Source organism: Variovorax sp. YR750 (assembly GCF_900109805.1).
Taxonomy (GTDB): domain Bacteria; phylum Pseudomonadota; class Gammaproteobacteria; order Burkholderiales; family Burkholderiaceae_C; genus Variovorax; species Variovorax gossypii.
Window position 1 is genome coordinate 34454 of sequence record NZ_FOBJ01000009.1, and the last position, 20218, is coordinate 54671.

Below are 20218 nucleotides of genomic sequence, written 5' to 3' on the forward strand. Positions count from 1 at the left end.
CGTTACTTGCCGGCCGCTGGGGCAGGAGAAGCCACGGACGCGTTCAGCGCCTTGATCACCTTGTCGGTGATGTCGTGCTTCGGATTGATGTAGATCGCTTCCTGCAGGATGGCGTCGTACTTCTCGGCCTCGGCGACCTGCTTCACCACACGGTTGGCACGCTCGTAGACCTGCTGGAGCTCTTCGTTCTTGCGAGCATTCAGGTCTTCCTGGAATTCACGGCGCTTGCGCTGGAAGTCGCGATCCTGGTCGACCAGCGAACGCTGGCGGGTAGTCCGCTGGCTTTCGGACAGCGTGGGCGCCTCGCGCTCGAACTTCTCCGAAGCGGCCTTCAGGGCATCACCCTGCGCAGTCAGGTCCTTTTCTCGCTTCAGGAACTCCGCCTCGAGCTTTGCCTGGGCGTTCTTGGCCGGCTGGGCTTCGCGCAGCACGCGGTCCGGGTTCACAAAACCGATGCGAAAGGTTTCCTGAGCCTGCGCTTGCGCGGGCGCCACAGCGAGCGCAAAAGCGGGGATCAACAACGCGCCTGCCGCGGCGCGAATCAAATGCTTCATTTAGAAAGACGTTCCGATCTGGAATTGGAGGCGCTGAATTCTATCCTTCGGGATATAGCCTGCCGTGAACGGTTGCCCCACTTCCTTCTGGGACTTGATCGGGAAGGCGTACGCCAAGCGCAGCGGGCCCAGCGGCGAGATCCAGCTGACGCCCAGGCCGACCGACGCGCGCAGCTTCTTCTCGGCCTTCCATTGCTCGTCGGTAACACCGGCGGCACGCGAACCGAAGACGTTACCGACGTCGAAGAAGCCGTACAGGCGCAGCGTGCGGTCATTGCCGGCACCCGGGAACGGGGTGCTCAGTTCCGCATTGAAGATCGCCTTCTTCGTGCCGCCGAGGGCCGCACCTTCGCTCTGGAGGAACAGCGGTGCGTCACGCGGGCCCAGCGAGTTCTGCTCGAAGCCGCGCACCGAACCCAGCCCGCCCGCATAGAAATTCTTGAAGATCGGGTAGACCTTGCCGCCGAGCGCCTTGGCATAGCCGACTTCGCCGTTGATCGAGAAGGTGTACTGCTTGTTGATCGGGAAGAACTGCTGGTACTGATAGCTCGTCTTGACGTACTTCATGTCGCCGGCAGCACCCAACTCGAGGTTGGCGCGCTGCACGCGGCCGGAGGTCGGCACCAGCGCGCTGTCGCGGCTGTCCCGGCCCCAGCCGATACTCAGCGGAACACCCCAAACGCTCTTCTGGTCGCAGCTGACCACCAGCAGGCCCGTGGGGTCCTTCTTGCACTGGAAGTAGTTGAGATACGACGGCGGCGTATACAGGCCGGAGAATGCGGTCGAACTGTTCGGGTCGAACGCGTAGCGCTCGATGCCGACGCCGAAGAAAACGGTATCGACTTCGCTGAACGGCACACCGAAACGAACCGAAGCGCCCTGGTTCACGAGCTTGTAGTCGCCGTCGGTGGACGTTTGGTAGGGGCGCGTCGTGGTGTGGTAGACGCTGAACGTGCGCGAGATGCCGTCCGGCGTGAAGTAAGGATCGGTGGTCGTCAGCGACAGCGTACGGTTGTACTTGCTGGTGTTGACCTGCACGCCCAGGAAGTTGCCCGAGCCGAACACGTTTTCCTGCGAGATGCCGAAGGTCAGCGCGACCTTCTCCGCGCTCGAGTAGCCGGCGCCGAGTTGCAGGCTGCCGGTGGGCTTTTCGGTCACGTTGACAGTCAAGTCCACTTGGTCGGGCGAACCCGGTACTTCCTGCGTATCGACGTTCACTTCGTTGAAGAAGCCCAGGCGGTCCACGCGGTCGCGGGAAAGCTTGATCTTGTCGCCGTCGTACCAGGAAGCTTCGTACTGGCGGAATTCGCGGCGGATCACTTCGTCGCGGGTCTTGTTGTTGCCACCCACGGAAACGCGGCGCACGTACACGCGGCGCGACGGCTCGGCCTGCAGCGTGAGGGCCACGCGGTTGTTGGCGCGGTCGATCTCGGGGCGCGCCTGCACGCGTGCGAAGGCGTAGCCGAAGGTGCCGAAGTAGTCGTTGAAGGCCTTGGTGGTCTCGGTGACCTGCTCGCCGTTGTAGGGCTCGCCCGGCTTGATGGTGATGAGCGACTTGAACTCGTCGTCGCGGCCGAGGTAGTTGCCGTCGAGCTTGACGCTGGACACCACGAACTTCTCGCCTTCGGTGATGTTCACGGTCACCGTCAGGTCCTTGCGGTCCGGAGAGATGGCGACCTGGGTCGAGTCGATGCGGAACTCGAGGTAGCCGCGCGTGATGTAGTACGAGCGCAGGGTCTCGAGGTCGGCGTTGAGCTTGGCGCGCGAATACTGGTTCGACTTCGTGTACCAGCTCATGAAGCCGCCGCTGTCCTGGTCGAACAGGCTCAGAAGCGTCGATTCGCTGAAGGCCTTGTTGCCGACCACATGCACTTCGCGGATGCGGGCCGACTCGCCTTCGGTCACGGTGAAGGTCAGGTTGACACGGTTGCGCTCCATGGGCGTGACGGTGGTCACGACCTGCGCGTTGTAGAGGCTGCGGCTCACGTACTGGCGCTTGAGCTCCTGCTCTGCGCGGTCGGCCAGCGCCTTGTCGTAGGGACGCCCTTCGGTCAGGCCGACCTCGCGCAGCGCCTTCTGCAGCGCGGCCTTGTCGAATTCCTTGGTGCCGACGAAGTCGACGTCGGCAATGGTCGGACGCTCCTCGACGATGACGACCAGCACGTTGCCGTTCACGTCGATGCGCACGTCCTTGAACAAACCCAGATCGAACAGCGCGCGGATCGCGGCGGAACCACGCTCGTCGCTGTAGGTATCGCCCACTCGCAGCGGCAGCGACGCGAAGATCGTGCCGGCTTCGACGCGTTGCAGGCCCTCGACGCGAATGTCGCGCACCGTGAAAGGCTCGACGGCCCAGGCGGCCGTAGCCGCAAGCGCACTGGCAACCACCGCAGCAACGCTACGCAGGCGAAAGCGACTGAGTTTTTTGTTCATCTGTGAATTGAGCCGGCACGGAAAGGGCCGGCAGAAAGTTAACCAAAGAGCCGCGTGACGTCGTTGAAGAGTGCGACCGACATCATGACCAGCAGAAGGGCTACGCCCCCGCGCTGAAGCCGTTCCATCCAGGCGTCAGAGACGCTCTTGCCGGTCAGGCCCTCCCAAAGATAATACATCAGGTGTCCCCCATCGAGGACCGGCAGCGGCATGAGATTGAGCACCCCGAGGCTCACGCTGATGAGCGCCAGGAAGACCAGATACTGGGTGAAACCGAGGCTTGCGGACTTGCCCGCGTAGTCGGCGATCGTGAGCGGGCCGCTCAGGTTCTTGAGCGAAGCCTCGCCGATCACCATCTTGCCCATCATGCGCACGGTCAGCGCAGACACCTCCCAGGTGCGCACCACGCCGCGCCATACGCCATCGACCAGGCCCTGGCGCACGGTCACCATTTCGGGCGGCGCGCCGACATACGCGCCGACGCGTCCCACCTTGGCGCCGCCCTCTTCCCGCACCTCGGGCTTCACGTCGATGACGAGCGAGCGACCACCGCGGTCGATCTGCCAGGCCTGCACGCGGGGCTGGTCGCCGTCCACGGACGCACGAATAGCCTCGCGCAACTGCTGCCCGTCGATGATCTCCGTGCCGCCGATGGCGCGCACGACGTCGCCGTTGTGCAGCCCGGCGGCCTCGGCCGCACTGCCCTTCATGACCTCGCCGATCTCGGGCCGGGTCAAGGGGGCCAGCACGCCGATCTTGCGGAACATCTGCGGATCGGCGTCCTTCGCCTGCATCCGGCTCAGCGGAAGCACCAGCTGGCGCGCCGGCCGGCCGGCCTCGCCCGCGACTTCGAGGGTCAGGTCATGGCCGTCGAGCGCGCCGCGCGTCATGCGCCAGCGCAGGTCCTCGAAGGACTGGACCGGCGACAGATCGCCGTCGAAACCCGCCCGCGTGATGTGTTCGCCGCCCCGCAAGCCCGCAGCCTCAGCCAGGGAGGCTGCCACCGGCCGCGCCAGCGTGGCGACCGGCTCCTGCACCCCGATCCAGTTGACGGCCGTGTAGAGCGCCACTGCCAGCAGCAGGTTGGCAATGGGGCCGGCGGCCACGATGGCCGCGCGCGAGCGCAGCGGCTGGGTATTGAAGGCGCGATGACGCTCCTCGGGCGCCACGGGGCCCTCGCGCTCGTCGAGCATCTTCACGTAGCCGCCGAAGGGGAATGCACCGATGACGAACTCGGTCTGCTGCCCCGGGTGCTGCCGCTTCGGCTGCCAGCGGACCAGCGCCTTGCCGAAGCCGACGGAGAAACGCTCCACCTTGACGCCGCAAGCCACTGCCACGCGATAGTGGCCGTATTCGTGCACCGCGATCAGGACGCCGAGCGCAACCACAAAGGCTATGACAGTAAGCAGCATCGGAGTCCTTGGTTTCCGGGGGAGGCGTCAGGCAGCGAAGCGAAGCGCCGCGGCATTGGCCGCCGCACGGGCGCTGGCGTCGATCGCCAGCAGGTCGGCCAACGATGCCGGCTTGGAGGGAGCGACTCTTTCCAAAGTTTCCATGTTCACCGCATGTATGCAATCAAAACGCAGCCGGCGGTTAAGGAATGCTTCAACTGCGACCTCGTTGGCGGCATTGAGCACCGCCGTCGTTCCCGGGGCAGCGCGAAGCGCGTGCCAGGCAAGGTCCAGTCCCGGGAAGAGCGCCGCGTCGGGTGATTCGAAGGTCAGCGAGCCCATCTGGCGGAAGTCGAGCCGTGCTGCACCGCTTTCGATGCGCTCGGGCCAGGCCAGGCCCACCGCGATCGGCACCTTCATGTCGGGAGTGCCGAGCTGGGCGATGACCGAGGCGTCGGTGAACTGCACCATCGAATGCACCACGCTCTGCGGATGGATGACGACCTCGATCTGCTCCGGCGACACGCCGAACAGGTGGCGCGCCTCGATGACTTCGAGCGCCTTGTTCATCATCGTGGCCGAGTCGACCGAGATCTTGCGCCCCATCACCCAGTTCGGATGGGCGCAAGCCTGCTCGGGCGTGACAGCGCTCAGGGTTTCCGGCGCGCGCGTGCGGAAAGGGCCGCCGGACGCCGTCAGGATGATCTTGTCGATGCGCCGGGCCCAGGTGGACGGGTCTTCGGGCAGCGACTGGAAGATGGCGGAATGCTCGCTGTCGATGGGCAGCAGCGTCGCACCGCCCTCGCGCACAGTGCGCATGAAGAGCTCGCCGCCGACCACGAGCGCTTCCTTGTTGGCCAGCAGAAGGCGCTTGCCGGCACGCGCCGCAGCCAGGCAGGGCCCGAGGCCCGCTGCGCCGACGATCGCGGCCATCACGGAATCGGTCTCCTCGTGGGACGCTATCGTTTCGAGAGCATCATCGCCCATCAGGACGACCGTCTTCAGCCCGTTTTGCTTCAGCTTCTCGGCCAGCACAGCCGCATGCGGCGCACTGGCCATCACGGCGAACTTCGGCGAGAACTGCGCGCACTGCGCCAGCAGTTCATCAACCTTGGTCGCCGCGGAAAGCGCGAACACCTCGAAACGCTCGGGATGGCGCGAAATGACGTCGAGCGCGCTCACACCGACCGAACCGGTCGAGCCGAGCACCGTCACGCGTTGTTTTCTGGAAGAGTTCACAAGAAAGCCAGCATCATGGCAATGGGAAGCGCCGGCAAGAGGGCATCCACGCGGTCGAGGACGCCGCCGTGGCCGGGCAGCAGCCGGCTGCTGTCCTTGGCGCCGGCGCTGCGCTTGATGAGAGATTCGACGAGGTCGCCCACGACGCTCATGGCCGAGAGGAACAACGCGGCGAGCAGCAGCAGCCACCAGCCCCGCTCGTTGAGACGGGTATACAGGCTGGCCACCGTGGCGCCCGCTGCCTTGTCGGCCCAGACCCAGGCGAATGCCAGCACCACCACTCCGATCATGCCGCCCCACACGCCTTCCCAACTCTTGCCGGGACTGATCGAGGGTGCGAGCTTGTTGCGGGTGAACTTGAGGCCGAAGGCACGGCCGGCGAAATAGGCGAACACGTCGGCAACCCACACCAGCACGAGGATCGACAGCAGGAAGTTGATGCCGATCATCCGCGCCTGCACAGCGGCAAGCCACGCCACCCACAGCGCCAGCAGGCCACCGACCAGTCGCAGTCCGCGCGGAATGCGGGGCCAGCCCGGCACGGCCACGCGCAGCAGCGCAGCGCCGCCCAGCACCCAGGCCGCGCTGGCCAGGGTCCACATCAGGAATAGCGGCTTCTCCAGCAGCCCGAGCCACCAGGAGAGCGCGCACAGCACCACGGTCTCGGCGCCGAGAAACAGCGACAGCCCCTGGCCGTAGCCGTTCAGGCGCCCCCATTCCCAGGCCGCGGCGCCGATCAGCACCAGCATGACGCAGCCGAAGGGTATGTAGCTTGGATAGAACAGCGCCGGCAGCAGGATCGCGAGGAGCACGATCGCCGTGATGATGCGTTGCTTGAGCATGCGGAAAAGGTTTCCGCGCCTTCAGGCCGCGGCAGTGGATGAGACTTGCGCCGAGGTCTGGCCGAAGCGCCGCTCGCGGCCCTGGAACGCGGCAATCGCCTCGTCCAGTGCAGCTTCGTCGAATTCGGGCCACAGCTTGTCGCTGAAGAAAAGCTCGGCGTAGGCACTCTGCCAGAGCAGGAAATTGGACAGACGCTGCTCGCCGCCGGTGCGGATGAACAGGTCGGGATCGGGCACGTGAGCCAGCGCCATGGCGCGATCGAGACTGAGCTCGGTGATCGCCTCACCCCGTGCGGCGAGCTTTGCGGCGGCCTGCGCGATGTCCCATCGGCCGCCGTAGTTGAAGCAGACGTTGAGCACCAGCCGGGTGTTGTGCGCGGTGGCGGCTTCGGCGTCGAGCAGGCCATTCACCATCTTGAGCGACAGGCCCGCGCGTTCGCCGACGAAATGAAGCCGAACGCCGTCGGCGCTGAGCTTGGGCACCTCACGGGCGAGCGCGCCGACCATCAGCTCCATGAGCCCGGAAACCTCCTCGACGGGACGATTCCAGTTCTCGGACGAGAACGCGAACACGGTAAGCACGGCCACGCCGCGTTCGACGCAGGCCTTGACGCAGCGGCGCAGCGACTCGACGCCCTGCTTGTGCCCCGCGATGCGGGGCAGGAAGCGCCGCGTCGCCCAGCGGCCGTTGCCGTCCATGACGATGGCAACGTGGTGGGGAATGTGCGGCGCTGAAGAGGCCATGGCAGGCCTCAAACGGCCATGATCTCCGCTTCCTTGGCCGCTACCAGGCGGTCGATTTCCGCGATGTGGCGGTCGGTGACCTTCTGGATCTCGGCTTCAGCGCGCTTCTGGTCGTCTTCAGACGCCAGCTTTTCCTTGACCAGCTTCTTGACCGACTCGTTCGCGTCGCGGCGCAGGTTGCGCGTGGCGATCTTGGCGCTTTCGCCTTCGTTGCGGACGAGCTTGGTCATTTCCTTGCGGCGCTCTTCGCTCATGGCGGGCAGCGGCACGCGGATCAGGTCGCCCATCGAGGCGGGGTTCAGGCCCAGGTCGCTTTCGCGGATGGCCTTCTCGATCTTGGCGCCCATGCCCTTTTCCCAGGGCTGGACGCTGATGGTGCGCGAATCGAGCACCGACACGTTGGCCACCTGGCTCAACGGCACTTGCGAGCCGTAGTACTCGACGTGGACGGAATCGAGCAGCGCGGAATTGGCGCGGCCCGTACGGATCTTGGTGAGGTTGTTCTGGAATGCGGCGAGCGACTGGTTCATCTTCGCGTCGGTCGCATTGCGGATGTCTGCAATGGTCATCTCAAATACTCCTAGGCATGCACCAGCGTGCCTTCGTCCTCGCCCATGACGACGCGCTTGAGCGCACCATTCTTGAAGATCGAGAACACCTTGATCGGCAGCTTCTGGTCGCGGCACAGCGCAAAGGCCGTGGCGTCCATGATGCCGAGATTCTTCGCGATCGCCTCGTCGAAGGTCAGCGTGGCGTAGCGCGTCGCGTCGGGATTGGTCTTGGGGTCGGCGGTATAGACGCCATCGACCTTGGTCGCCTTGAGCACCAGCTCGGCGCCGATCTCGGCACCGCGCAGCGCGGCGGCCGTATCGGTGGTGAAGAACGGATTACCCGTGCCGGCCGCGAACACCACGACCTTGCCCTCTTCGAGGTACTGCAGGGCCTTGGGACGCACATAGGGCTCGACCACCTGCTCGATGGCGATGGCGGACATCACGCGGGCCACGAGGCCCTGCTTGTCCATCGCATCGGCCAGGGCCAGCGAATTCATGACCGTGGCCAGCATGCCCATGTAGTCGGCAGTTGCACGGTCCATGCCGACGGAACCGCCCGCGACACCGCGGAAGATGTTGCCGCCGCCGATCACGACCGCCACCTCGACGCCCATGTTCACGACCTCGGCCACCTCCTGCACCATGCGCACGATGGTCGCGCGATTGATGCCGAACGCATCGTCGCCCATCAATGCCTCTCCCGACAGCTTCAACAAGATTCGCTTGTGGGCTGGGCGGGCATCAGACATGGGCAATTTCCTTTGGTTTGGGCGAGACGAGTGTAAAACGTAGCGATGAAAAAACGACGGTGCGCGCGAACGCACCGTCGTTGGAGCCGTAAAGGCTTAAGCAGCAGCCTTGGCTGCGGCGACTTGTGCAGCGACTTCTGCGGCGAAGTCGTCAACTTTCTTCTCAATGCCTTCACCCACCACGTACAGGGTGAAGCCCTTGATCGTGGTGTTGACAGCCTTGAGCATCTGCTCGACGGTCTGCTTGTCGTTCTTCACGAACGGCTGGTTGTGCAGCGAGACTTCCTTGAGGAACTTCTGCACGCCGCCTTCGATGCGCTTGGCGACGATGTCGGCCGGTTGCGGCTTCTTGCCTTCGGCTTCGGCCGTCTTGCGGTCTTCTTCCGCCTTGCCTGCAGCCACGGCGCGCTCTTTCTCGATCAGCTCGGCAGGCACGTCCGAAGCGGCGACCGACACGGGCTTCATGGCGGCGATGTGCATCGCGACGTCCTTGGCGGCGGTGTCGTCACCTTCGAACTCGACCATCACGCCGATGCGCGTGCCGTGCAGGTACGAGGCCAGCTTGCCGTTGCCGGCGAAGCGCTTGAAGCGGCGGAAGCTCATGTTCTCGCCGATCTTGCCGATCAGGCCCTTGCGCACGTCTTCGAGCGTGGGGCCGAAGCCGTCCTGCTCGTAGGCCAGGGCGCCCAGCGCGGCGATGTCGGCCGGGTTCTTCTCGGCGATCAGCTTGGCGGCGGCATTGACCAGGGCCAGGAAGCTGTCGTTCTTCGAGACGAAGTCGGTTTCGCAGTTGACTTCGATCATGGCACCGGTGTCACCGGCAACGTACGCGGCCACGACGCCTTCGGCGGTGATGCGGCTCGACGCCTTGCCAGCCTTGTTGCCGAGCTTGATGCGCAGCAGTTCTTCGGCCTTTTCCATGTTGCCGTCGGCCTCGGTCAGGGCCTTCTTGCACTCCATCATCGGTGCGTCGGTCTTCGCGCGCAGCTCGCCGACCATGCTTGCGGTGATTGCAGCCATTTTGTATCTCCGTGAATTCAAAAATCAGGTTAAAAAAAAGGGGCACCAAAGCCCCTTCTTCAGGCTCGCGGGCGTGCCAATCAGGCCGAAGCGCCCTCTTCGACTTCGACGAATTCGTCATTGCCTTCGGCGATGGCCTTGACCACGTCGCCGGTGGCGCTGTTACGGCCTTCGATGATCGCATCGGCGATGCCGCGGGCATACAGCGTGACGGCCTTCGACGAGTCGTCGTTGCCGGGGATCACGTAGTCGATGCCTTCGGGCGAGTGGTTGGAGTCCACCACGCCGATCAGCGGAATGCCGAGCTTCTTGGCTTCGGCCACGGCGATCTTGTGGAAGCCCACGTCGATCACGAAGATGGCGTCGGGCAGCGCGGCCATATCCTGAATGCCGCCGATGTCCTTCTCGAGCTTCTCGATTTCACGCGTGAACGTGAGCTGCTCTTTCTTGCTCAGGCTGTCGAGACCGGCCTCCTGCTGGGCCTTCATGTCCTTCAGGCGCTTGATCGAGGTCTTGACCGTCTTGAAGTTGGTCAGCATGCCGCCGAGCCAACGGGTGTCGACGAAGGGCACGCCGGCGCGACGGGCTTCAGCCGCCACGATTTCGCGGGCCTGGCGCTTCGTGCCGACCATCAGGATCGTGCCGCGGTTGGCGGTGAGCTGCTTGGCGTACTTCATCGCATCCTGGAACATCGGGAGCGACTTTTCCAGGTTGATGATGTGGATCTTGTTGCGATGACCGAAGATGTACGGAGCCATCTTGGGGTTCCAGAAGCGGGTTTGGTGACCGAAATGAACACCTGCTTCCAGCATTTCGCGCATGGTGGTAGACATTGAAATTACTCCAAAGGTTGGGTCTAAAATCCAGCCCGTTTTGCGCTCTTTGGATCGAGTCGCAACACCTTGATTGGGCCGGTTTGCGGATGTGTCTGGCTGGATGCAACGGGAGCCGTTGCTCGACCAGCGAAACCCAAAGAGTATAGCACGGCCGCCACCCTTCCCTGAACCCAGCCGCCCCCGACGGCACCTGCAGCCTCCCAATGAACGACCTCCAAGCCACCCGTCTCGACCTTCTGGCAGGTGGCACCGATGCACGCACCGAAATGGAGCGTGCCGTCGGAATCGCCGAGTCCCCAGCCTGCGCCCACGCATTCACCCGCACCATGTTCGACGAGGCCCGTCAGGCCGCCGCTGCGTCGGATCCAGGCAGCCGGCTGGCAGGCCTCGCCTTCACGGCAAAAGACCTGTTCGACGTCGAAGGCCAGTCGACGCCCGCCGGTTCCGCCGTCCTGGGCCACGCTCCCGCCGCCATCGCCGACTCACCAGCCGTGGCCCGGCTGCGCGCGGCAGGCGGCGTGCTGACCGGCCGAACCAACATGACGGAGTTCGCCTTCTCGGGCGTCGGCGTCAATCCGCACCACGGCACGCCGTCCAACGTGAGCGACGCGGCCGTGCCGCGCATTCCGGGCGGCTCTTCGTCCGGCGCCGCGATCTCGGTGGCCAGCGGGGCCGCATTCATCGGCCTGGGCTCCGATACCGGCGGCTCGATCCGCATTCCCGCAGCCCTGAACGGCATCGTCGGCTTCAAGAACACGGCCCGGCTGACGCCTGCGGCTGGCGCGCTGCCGCTCTCGACCACCCTGGACACCGTCTGCGCCATGACGCGCTCGGTACGCGACGCCATCACCGCGCACGAAATCCTCGCCGCGCGCCGCGTGACGGCCGGCAACGCGCCCCTGACCGCCTACAGGCTGGCTGTGGTGAAGAACGTGTTCTTCGACGGCATCGAAGCCCCGGTGGCCGCTGCCTTCGAGCGCTCGCTGCAAACACTTCGCGCGGCTGGCGCCCGAATCGTGGAAATCGAGTTGCCAGAGCTCGCGGAGCTGGCGGCCATCAACACCACCGGCGGTTTCTCGGCCGCCGAGTCGTACGCCTGGCACCGTCTGCTGCTGGAGCGCAGCGGCGCGGGCTACGACCCCCGCGTGGCCCAGCGCATCCTGCGCGGCGCAACGATGAAGGCGCATGAATACATCGACCTGATCAACGCCCGCCGTAACTGGATCGCCCGCGTCGAAGCCGCACTCGCGCCGTTCGACGCGGTGCTGTCGCCGACCGTGCCCATCACCGCGCCGCCCATCGCCAGCGTGGCGCCGGGCGCCGAGCGCGACGAGGAGTTCTTCCGCGTCAATGCCCTGCTGCTGCGCAATCCGTCGATCGTCAACATGCTCGACGGCTGCGCCATCTCCCTGCCCTGCCACGCCGCCGGCGAACTGCCGGTGGGCCTGATGCTGTGGCACGCCGCGCTGCACGACGACGCCATCCTCGCGATGGCGCTCCAGACCGAGCGCGCGCTGCAAGAATAAAGGCCGTCGCGTCCGCTCCTGCGGGCGCCAGCCATCTCTCTCATCCTGAACACTCAATGAAAATCGCGATCGTGGGCGCCGGCATCATCGGCGTCACCACCGCCTGGGAACTGGTTTCCGACGGCCATGAAGTGACCGTCTTCGAGCGCCGCGGCGCTGCCGCCGAGGAAGCCAGCTTCGCCAACGCTGGCGTGGTCGCTCCCGGATACGTCACGCCATGGGCCGGCCCCGGCATGCGCGGCAAGGTGCTGCGCTCTCTGTTGTCTTCTCACGGCGCCATCAAGCTGCGCTGGCCGCTGGGTTCGCGCGACCTCGGCTGGCTCTCTCGCTGGCAGAAGGCCTGCAAGCTCGAGACCTACCTGGCCAACCGCGCCCGCATGCAGCGCCTGGCCTTCTACAGCCGCAACCGGCTGCACGAGGTGACCGAAGCCCGCGAACTCAGCTACGAACGCAGCGACGGCTACATGGTGCTGCTGCGCTCCAAGCGCGACAAGAAGCTGGTGCAGCCCGGGCTGGACGTGCTGCGCGCGGCCGGCAGCGTCTTCAAGGAAATCGACGCCGACGAAGCCCGTTTGATCGAGCCGGCCCTCAACCCCGACACCCCGCTGGTGGGCGCCATCCACCTGCCCGAGGACGAGGTGGCCAACTGCCGCCAGTTCGCGCTGCTGCTCAAGTGGGAGGCCGAGTCGTTCGGCGCGCAGTTCCACTTCAACTGCGACATCGCACCGCTGAGCCGCGCCGCCCCCACCTCGCTGTCGCTGGCGAGCGGCTCCGACCCGGTTCGCTATGACGCGGTCGTGGTCTGCGCCGGCCTGGCCTCGGCGGCGCTGCTGCGCCCGCTGGGTCTGCGCATTCCGATGGCGCCGGTCTACGGCCATTCGGTGAGCGCGCCGATCCGCGAGCCGCTCAACGCACCGCGCAGCGCGGTGATGGACGAGCGCTACAAGGTCGCCATCTCCCGCCTCGGCCAGCGCGTGCGCGTGGCCGGCAGTGCCGAGATCGGCGGCTCGCTGGACACGATGAATCCCGCGGCCGTGCAGACGCTCTACAAGGTGCTGCACGACTGGTTCCCGGGAGCCGCCACGCTGCAATCCGGCATCCAGCAATGGAAAGGCGCGCGGCCGATGCTGCCCGACGGCCCACCCGTGCTGGGCGCCAGCGGCATACCCGGCGTGTGGCTCAACCTTGGCCACGGATCGAGCGGCTGGGCCTTGTCGTGCGGCAGCGCGCGGGTGCTGGGCGACCTGATCGGCGGACGGGAGCCGGGAATCGACCTCGAAGGGCTCGGCGTCGAGCGGCTCAGTCTCTAGGGCCCCAGCGGCGCAGCGCCTCGGGGCTGGCCGGCTGTTCAACGGGCAGTTCGGGTTCGGGTGGCGGCCGTAGTTTTCCGGCAGCCCATCCTAGCAAGCCGGGAACGAGCACCGCGAAGAAGATCAGGCAGAGCGCAGCCGCACCCAGCAGTGCCCAGCGCGCCAGGCCGGAAGCGGCTTCGCCCGGCACGTCGAACCACCGGATCACGCTGCAGCCGAAGCCGACATTGGCCGCCCACGCCATGTCGCGCAGCCGCTCCCATCGCTTGAATTCCGCCAGCAGGAAGGTACCCCACACGGCGCACATCAGGCCCAGAACCCAGCCCAGGCCCGCAATCCACGCCAATGTCGCAGCCACAAACGAGGCGAGCGCAGCGAAAAGCAGTGCAAGCAGCCAACCGACGCTCTTGAAGTTCATCCCCGGATGATAGGAACACGGCCCGGCGGCACAATGCGCCGATGCAACGCATCACCCCAGCCACCGCTGCCGATCTGTTCGACATCGCCGCCACGCGTCGCATCGAACAGGCTGCTGCGGCCGCTCTGCCCGCCCACACGCTGATGCAGCGCGCGGGTCTTGCGGTCGCCCGGCTGGCGATGGCGATCGCGCCGCATGCACGCACCATCTGGGTTGCCTGCGGGCCGGGAAACAACGGCGGCGACGGCTTCGAAGCCGCGGCGCAGCTGCGGCATCGGGGCTTCTTTCCGGTGGTCACCTTTCTGGGAGAGGAAGGCCGGTTGCCGCCAGACGCCAAGGCATCGCTGCAGCGTGCCCGCGATGCGGGCGTTACCTTTGCCGCGACGCCGCCGTCGGCCCATGAGCTGGCGATCGATGCGCTGCTCGGCATCGGATCGACGCGGCCTCCCGAAGGCACCATGGCGCAGTGGCTGGCGCGGATGCACTCCAGCGGCCAGCCGGTACTTTGCGTGGACGTTCCCTCGGGCCTGAACGCGGACACGGGCACTCTGCCCCAGGGCGCCGGCCACCCGCGGGAATCGGCTCTCACCTGCATCACCTTTCTCACCTTGAAGCCAGGCTTGTTCACCGCCCAAGGCCGTGACGCGGCAGGCACGGTCTGGTTCGATGACCTCGGCTGCGGCGCATTCAAGGATCGGCCGACAGCCCGGATCGCGGAAGCGCCCGACTCGCAACCGCGCAGCCACGCATCGCACAAGGGCAGCTACGGCGACGTCGCGGTGATCGGCGGAGCGTCCGACATGGCCGGAGCCGCATTGCTGGCCGGCTCGGCGGCGCTGCATGGCGGCGCGGGACGCGTCTTCGTCGGCTTGCTCGACCCGAACGCGGCCCCCGTCGACACCGCGCAGCCCGAACTGATGTTGCGCGACGCACGGACGCTCGATCTTTCCGGCATGACGGCGGTCTGCGGTTGCGGCGGCGGAGAAGCAGTTCGCGAGCTGCTGCCGAACATTCTCTCCACGGCGGCCGCCCTGGTGCTCGACGCCGATGCACTCAATGCGATCGCAGCCGATGGTGTGCTGCAAACGCAGCTGTCATCACGCGGCAGAGACGGAGCACCCACAGTGATCACGCCGCATCCGCTGGAAGCCGCGCGCCTGCTGAACTGCACGGTCGGAGACGTTCAAGGCGACAGGCTGACCGCGGCACGCGACCTCGCCGCGCGCTTCAATGTTGTGGCGGTGCTCAAGGGCTCGGGCACCGTCATTGCCGGCGGCGCCGATACCCTGCCGGTCATCAACCTGAGCGGCAATGCCCGCCTGGCGACCGCAGGCACCGGCGACGTGCTGGCCGGAATGATCGGTGCCGCCCTGGCCATGCGAAAACCGGCTTTCGACGCGGCGCGCGAAGCCGTCTGGCTGCATGGCCGCATCGCCGACACCTGGCCGGCCGATGCAGCCCCGCTCACGGCCGGCGCGCTGGCCCGCCGCGCACCCGACTGAGAGGCGTCAGCCGCGCCCGACGAAGGGCATCTTCGTCGCCATGATGGTGTGGAACAGCACGTTGGCTTCGAGCGGCAGGTTCGCCATGTAGAGCACCGACTGGCCGACGATCTTGACGTCGATCAACGGCTCGATGGCGAGCTCGCCGTTGGCCTGCGGCACGCCCTTGGCCATGCGTGCGGCCAGCTCGGTCATGGCGTTGCCCACGTCCACCTGCCCGACGGCGATGTCGTACTTGCGGCCGTCGAGCGAAGCGGTCTTGGTGAGCCCTTCGACCGCATGCTTGGTTGCCGTGTAGGCAGCCGAGTTCGGACGCGGCGCCGTGGCCGAGATCGAGCCGTTGTTGATGATGCGGCCGCCCATCGGCGTCTGGGCCTTCATCGTGCGGAACGCCTGCTGGATGCAGAAGAACATGCCGGTGAGGTTGATGTCGACCACGCCCTGCCACTGCTCGGGCGTCCAGTCCTCGAACGGGCCCGGCGGGTTGCCCACGCCGGCGTTGTTGAACAGCAGGTCGACACGGCCGAAGCGCTCGACGGTGGCGGCGAACAGGGCCTGCACCGAGTCCGCGTTCGACACGTCGGTCGGCACGGCGAAAGCGCGCGCGCCGGCACCCGACTCTTCCGCCACCTGCTCCAGCGGCTCGAGGCGGCGACCCGCCAGCGCCACGCTCCAGCCGTCGCCCAGCAGCGCCAGCGCGGCGGCGCGGCCAATGCCGGAACCGGCACCCGTGACGATGGCGATACGGCCCTTGTTGTCTTCAGCGCTCATGCTGTCTGTCTCTTTCTTTTCGGTTGTCGATGGTTCGTTCGATGGTGCGAGGCCTGGTCAGCGGCGCGGCTTGCGCCCCTTGCCCTTCATCTTGCTGGCGGCCTTCTTCACCGCCGACTTGAAGGCCTGCATCGCCGACTGCGCCCCGGCCGTGGCCGAGGTGGGTCGCTCGCCGCGCGGCTCGGCCTTGCCGGCTTCCGCCTTGTGGCGCGTGCTGCGCTTGGCCGACGCCTTGACCGGCACGCCCGATGATGCCGCACCCTTGTCCTTCATGGCGCGGGCCGCGAGCTCTTCGCCTTCGCGCACGAGACGGAAGTCGATCTTGCGGCCGTCCAGGTCGACGCGGCTCACCTGCACGCGCACCCGCGTGCCGATGGCGTAGCGGATGCCGGTGCGCTCGCCGCGCAGCTCCTGGCGCATCTCGTCGAACTTGAAGTACTCGCCGCCGAGCTCGGTGATGTGCACCAGGCCCTCGACGTACATCGCATCGAGCGTGACGAAGATGCCGAAGGTGGTGGCCGCGGTGACCACGCCGCCGTACTCCTCGCCGAGATGCTCGCGCATGTACTTGCACTTGAGCCAGGCCTCGACGTCGCGGCTGGCCTCGTCGGCACGGCGCTCGTTGGCGCTGCAATGCAGGCCGGCGGCCTCCCATGCCATCACTTCCTTGCTGGGCGCGACGGTGGCCTTCTGCGGCTTTGCAGTGGGCGCCTTCACGCGCGACGCCAAGCGCTTGGCCAGCTTCGCATGCGCCTCGCCGGGGGTGGGCAGCATCGGCAGCTGGTAGCGCGTCTTGCCGAGGATCGCCTTGATCACGCGGTGCACCAGCAGGTCGGGATAGCGCCGGATCGGGCTCGTGAAGTGCGTGTAGGCCTCGTAGGCCAGGCCGAAGTGGCCGCTGTTGATCGGCGTATAGATCGCCTGCTGCATCGAGCGCAGCAGCATGGTGTGGATCTGCTGCGCGTCGGGGCGCTCCTTGGTGGCCTCTGCGATCGCCTGGAACTCGCCCGGACGTGGGTCGTCGGTGATGCTCAGGCCCACGCCCATGGCCTTCAGGTAGCCGCGCAGGATTTCCTTCTTCTCGGGCGTCGGACCTTCGTGCACGCGGTACAGGCCCGGGTGCTTGCCTTCAGCGATGAAGTCGGCGCTGCAGACGTTGGCCGCGAGCATCGCCTCTTCGATCAGGCGATGCGCCTCGTTGCGAGTGCGAGGCACGATCTTCTCGATGCGGCCGGCTTCGTCGCAGATGATCTGGGTCTCGGTGGTTTCGAAATCGACAGCTCCGCGCTTGCCGCGCTGCTTGAGCAGCGCCTTGTAGACGTCGGCGAGGTTCAGCAGGTCCTTGACGCGCTCCTTGCGCTTCGCAGCCTCTGGGCCGCGCGTGTTGCCGAGGATGGCAGCCACCTCGGTGTACGTGAAGCGCGCGTGACTGAACATCACGGCCGGATAGAACTGGTAGGCGTAGATCTCGCCGTCGGCCGCGACCAGCATGTCGCACACCATGCACAGGCGTTCGACCTCGGGGTTGAGCGAGCACAGTCCGTTCGACAGCTTCTCGGGCAGCATCGGAATGACGCGGCGCGGAAAGTAGACGCTGGTGGCGCGGTCGTAGGCATCGATGTCGATGGGCGAGCCGGTCTGCACATAGGCGCTGACGTCGGCAATGGCCACCAGCAGGCGCCAGCCCTTGCCGCGGCCTACCTTCGCGGGCTCGCAATAGACGGCGTCGTCGAAGTCGCGGGCATCCTCGCCGTCGATGGTGACGAGAGGAATGTCGGTGAGGTCGACGCGGCCCTTCTTGTCGGCGGGGCGGACCTTCTCGGGCAACGCCTTGGCGGCTGCCAGGCATTCCGCGGAAAACTCGTGCGGCACGCCGTACTTGCGCACGGCGATCTCGATCTCCATGCCGGGGTCGTCGATCTCGCCCAACACCTCTTTCACACGGCCCACGGGCTGACCGAACAGCGCCGGCGGCTCGGTGAGCTGCACGACCACGACCTGCCCCACCTTCGCGGGGCCGGTTGCGCCCTTGGGAATCAGGACGTCCTGGCCGTAGCGCTTGTCTTCCGGCGCCACGAGCCAGATGCCACCTTCGTGCAACAGGCGACCGATGATGGGCTGCTCGGGACGCTCGACGATTTCCACCACGCGCCCCTCGGGACGGCCGCGGCGGTCCTGGCGCACGATGCGCGCCTTGACGCGGTCCTTGTGCAGCACCGCGCGCATCTCATTCGGAGGCAGGTAGATGTCTGCCTCGCCGTCGTCGCGCTGCACGAAGCCGTGCCCGTCGCGATGTCCTTGAACAGTTCCTTCGATTTCATCCAGCAGGCCGCTGGAAGTAACGTTATTTTTGATATGATCTCCTTCTTTCCTGAAATTCAAAACGCAGTTGCTTCTGCAACTACGTGGGCCCAGATGGCGGAATTGGTAGACGCACTAGTTTCAGGTACTAGCGAGTAACATCGTGGAGGTTCGAGTCCTCTTCTGGGCACCAAGTTTAAACAGACCTTTACCGGGTCAATCGATTCAAGCCACCGGTCTCCGGTGGCTTTTTTCATTGCCGATCGAATCCGCATCGAACGGCCGGCGCAACCGGACAGGCAAGAGCCGGACCAGTGCCAAATTTTTTCTGCGCAGCCCGTTTTTTTCAGGCCATCGCGACAAATTGTGTATACTCGCAGTCTTTGCTGAAAAGCAGAAACTGCCCAGATGGCGGAATTGGTAGACGCACTAGTTTCAGGTACTAGCGAGTAACATCGTGGAGGTTCGAGTCCTCTTCTGGGCACCAGATCCGAATTGACCCCCGCCAGGTCATCCGAAAGAAGCCACCGGTCTCCGGTGGCTTTTTTCTTGCTCATCCGGATCTGCATCAAACGGGCAGTGCGATCAGGTCGTGGCCCTCGGCACCCACGATGCGCGCGCGGGTGAACTCACCCACCTTCAGCGTCTTGCTGATCTTCTCGGGCGGCAGCAACCGGACCGTTCCGTCGATTTCCGGTGCATCGGCATACGTGCGCCCCACCCCGCCCTTGCGGCCCATGCCAGGCGCCGAGTCGACCAGCACCTGCATCGTCGAGCCGATGCGCCTTTGCAGCTTGGCGATCGACACGGCTTCGGCCACCTCCATGAAACGCGCACGGCGCGCCTCGCGCTCGGCCTCGGGCAGCATGCCCGGAATGTCGTTCGCCGTGGCACCCTCGACCGAGCTGTACGCAAAGCAACCGGCACGATCGATCTCCGCCTCGCGGATGAAGTCGAGCAGATGCTCGAACTCCTGCTCCGTCTCGCCGGGGAAGCCCGCGATGAAAGTGCTGCGGATCACGAGCTCCGGGCACACCTCGCGCCAACGCGCCAGCCGCTCCAGGTTCTTCTCACCGCTAGCCGGGCGCTTCATGCGCCTCAGAACATCGGGATGACTGTGCTGCAAGGGCACGTCGAGGTACGGCAGCACCTGTCCGCTCGCCATCAACGGAATGATTTCGTCGACGCTCGGGTACGGGTACACATAGTGCAGGCGAACCCAGGCACCGTACGGCTCGGCGATTTCGCCCAGCGTGCGCACCAGTTCGAGCATGCGGGTCTTGACCGGCTTGCCATCCCAGAACCCCGTGCGGTACTTCACGTCGACGCCATAGGCCGAGGTATCCTGGCTGATCACCAGCAGCTCCTTCACGCCGCCTTCGAACAAGGCCTTGGCCTCGCTCAGCACATCGCCCACGGGCCGCGACACGAGGTCGCCGCGCATCGAGGGAATGATGCAGAAGGTGCAGCGATGGTTGCAGCCCTCGCTGATCTTCAGGTACGCATAGTGCCGCGGTGTCAGCTTGAGCCCCGCGACACCGAAGGTGTTCGGCACCAGGTCGATGAATGGGTCGTGCGGCTTCGGCAGGTTGGCATGCACCGCATCCATCACCTCCTGCGTGGCGTGCGGACCGGTCACGGCAAGCACGCTCGGATGCATCTGGCGCACCAGATTGCCGCCCTGGTCGCCGGTCTTGGCACCCAGGCAGCCGGTGACGATCACGCGGCCGTTCTCGGCGAGCGCTTCGCCGATGGTGTCGAGGCTTTCCTTCACGGCATCGTCGATGAAGCCGCAGGTGTTGACGATCACCAGGTCGGCGCCCTCGAAAGTCTTGGCGGTCTGATAACCCTCCGCGCTCAACTGGGTCAGGATCAATTCGGAATCGGTAAGGGCCTTGGGGCAGCCCAGGCTCACGAATCCGACCTTGGGGGCGGTCGGCGTGGCCGTACGTTCGGGGGAGGCAACTTCGCTCATATGCCTCTATTGTCCCAGCTATCGGTGACGGCGGGGCATCGACCGGTCAGTCT

The 20218-nt window shown here is 65.8% G+C and carries 17 protein-coding genes and 2 tRNA genes; 5 read left to right on the forward strand and 14 right to left on the reverse strand.

The window, feature by feature from the left end; translation table 11 throughout:
* Positions 1-2: 2 nt before the first annotated feature.
* The 10 genes from BMY35_RS19065 to rpsB all read right to left on the reverse strand — a co-directional run bounded on the left by BMY35_RS19065 (position 3) and on the right by rpsB (position 10359).
* Positions 3-554 carry an OmpH/Skp family outer membrane protein gene (locus BMY35_RS19065; protein WP_093202332.1) on the reverse strand — a complete coding sequence of 184 codons (552 nt, stop codon included), beginning with the start codon at positions 552-554 and terminating at the stop codon, positions 3-5.
* Entirely contained in the window at positions 555-2987 is a 2433-nt protein-coding gene (gene bamA / locus BMY35_RS19070; RefSeq protein ID WP_093202334.1) for an outer membrane protein assembly factor BamA, read from the reverse strand.
* Between the two features lie 38 nt (positions 2988-3025).
* The gene (rseP, locus tag BMY35_RS19075; protein ID WP_093202337.1) at positions 3026-4399 is read right to left on the reverse strand and encodes an RIP metalloprotease RseP; all 1374 of its coding nucleotides are present in this window, start codon (positions 4397-4399) and stop codon (positions 3026-3028) included.
* 27 nt (positions 4400-4426) lie between these two features.
* Complete coding sequence (gene ispC, locus BMY35_RS19080) at positions 4427-5617, reverse strand: 1-deoxy-D-xylulose-5-phosphate reductoisomerase (protein ID WP_093202339.1); 1191 nt, start codon at positions 5615-5617, stop codon at positions 4427-4429.
* On the reverse strand, positions 5614-6459 hold the full coding sequence (locus tag BMY35_RS19085; protein WP_093202342.1) for a phosphatidate cytidylyltransferase: 846 nt from the start codon (positions 6457-6459) through the stop codon (positions 5614-5616). Before BMY35_RS19085 ends, ispC begins: the two co-directional genes overlap by 4 nt.
* Positions 6460-6480: 21 nt before the next feature.
* A complete protein-coding gene (gene uppS / locus BMY35_RS19090) occupies positions 6481-7203 on the reverse strand; it encodes a polyprenyl diphosphate synthase (RefSeq protein WP_093202345.1) in 723 nt (240 codons plus the stop codon).
* Between the two features lie 8 nt (positions 7204-7211).
* Positions 7212-7772: a ribosome recycling factor gene (gene frr / locus BMY35_RS19095; RefSeq protein WP_093202347.1), complete on the reverse strand. Its 561-nt coding sequence runs from the start codon at positions 7770-7772 to the stop codon at positions 7212-7214.
* 11 nt (positions 7773-7783) lie between these two features.
* A complete protein-coding gene (gene pyrH / locus BMY35_RS19100; RefSeq protein ID WP_093202350.1) occupies positions 7784-8506 on the reverse strand; it encodes a UMP kinase in 723 nt (240 codons plus the stop codon).
* A 96-nt stretch (positions 8507-8602) separates the two neighbouring features.
* Entirely contained in the window at positions 8603-9526 is a 924-nt protein-coding gene (gene tsf / locus BMY35_RS19105) for a translation elongation factor Ts (RefSeq protein WP_093202352.1), read from the reverse strand.
* An 80-nt stretch (positions 9527-9606) separates the two neighbouring features.
* Entirely contained in the window at positions 9607-10359 is a 753-nt protein-coding gene (gene rpsB, locus BMY35_RS19110) for a 30S ribosomal protein S2 (protein WP_093202355.1), read from the reverse strand.
* A 206-nt stretch (positions 10360-10565) separates the two neighbouring features.
* On the opposite strand from rpsB, the gene BMY35_RS19115 reads away from it, so the two are divergent.
* Together BMY35_RS19115 and BMY35_RS19120 are read left to right on the forward strand one after the other, a co-directional pair.
* The gene (locus BMY35_RS19115; RefSeq protein WP_093202358.1) at positions 10566-11888 is read left to right on the forward strand and encodes an amidase; all 1323 of its coding nucleotides are present in this window, start codon (positions 10566-10568) and stop codon (positions 11886-11888) included.
* A 56-nt stretch (positions 11889-11944) separates the two neighbouring features.
* Positions 11945-13198, forward strand: a complete 1254-nt coding sequence (locus tag BMY35_RS19120) for a D-amino acid dehydrogenase (protein WP_093202360.1) — start codon at positions 11945-11947, stop codon at positions 13196-13198.
* Here BMY35_RS19120 and BMY35_RS19125 read toward each other — a convergent pair.
* A complete protein-coding gene (locus tag BMY35_RS19125; RefSeq protein WP_093202363.1) occupies positions 13188-13616 on the reverse strand; it encodes a hypothetical protein in 429 nt (142 codons plus the stop codon). The two genes, BMY35_RS19120 and BMY35_RS19125, sit on opposite strands and share 11 nt — an antisense overlap.
* 41 nt (positions 13617-13657) lie before the next feature.
* Here BMY35_RS19125 and BMY35_RS19130 point away from each other — a divergent pair, with 41 nt between their 5' ends.
* Complete coding sequence (locus tag BMY35_RS19130) at positions 13658-15118, forward strand: NAD(P)H-hydrate dehydratase (RefSeq protein ID WP_093202365.1); 1461 nt, start codon at positions 13658-13660, stop codon at positions 15116-15118.
* A 6-nt stretch (positions 15119-15124) separates the two neighbouring features.
* On the opposite strand, the gene BMY35_RS19135 is transcribed toward BMY35_RS19130, so the two are convergent.
* The gene (locus BMY35_RS19135; RefSeq protein WP_093202368.1) at positions 15125-15889 is read right to left on the reverse strand and encodes an SDR family oxidoreductase; all 765 of its coding nucleotides are present in this window, start codon (positions 15887-15889) and stop codon (positions 15125-15127) included.
* 57 nt (positions 15890-15946) lie between these two features.
* Complete coding sequence (gene rnr, locus BMY35_RS19140) at positions 15947-18217, reverse strand: ribonuclease R (RefSeq protein ID WP_371287181.1); 2271 nt, start codon at positions 18215-18217, stop codon at positions 15947-15949.
* An 81-nt stretch (positions 18218-18298) separates the two neighbouring features.
* Here rnr and BMY35_RS19145 point away from each other — a divergent pair.
* Positions 18299-18383: transfer RNA gene (locus tag BMY35_RS19145), tRNA-Leu, on the forward strand.
* 209 nt (positions 18384-18592) lie between these two features.
* Positions 18593-18677 (forward strand) — tRNA-Leu (locus tag BMY35_RS19150).
* 81 nt (positions 18678-18758) lie between these two features.
* Here BMY35_RS19150 and rimO read toward each other — a convergent pair.
* Positions 18759-20165 carry a 30S ribosomal protein S12 methylthiotransferase RimO gene (gene rimO / locus BMY35_RS19155; RefSeq protein ID WP_093202370.1) on the reverse strand — a complete coding sequence of 469 codons (1407 nt, stop codon included), beginning with the start codon at positions 20163-20165 and terminating at the stop codon, positions 18759-18761.
* Positions 20166-20218 lie beyond the last annotated feature (53 nt).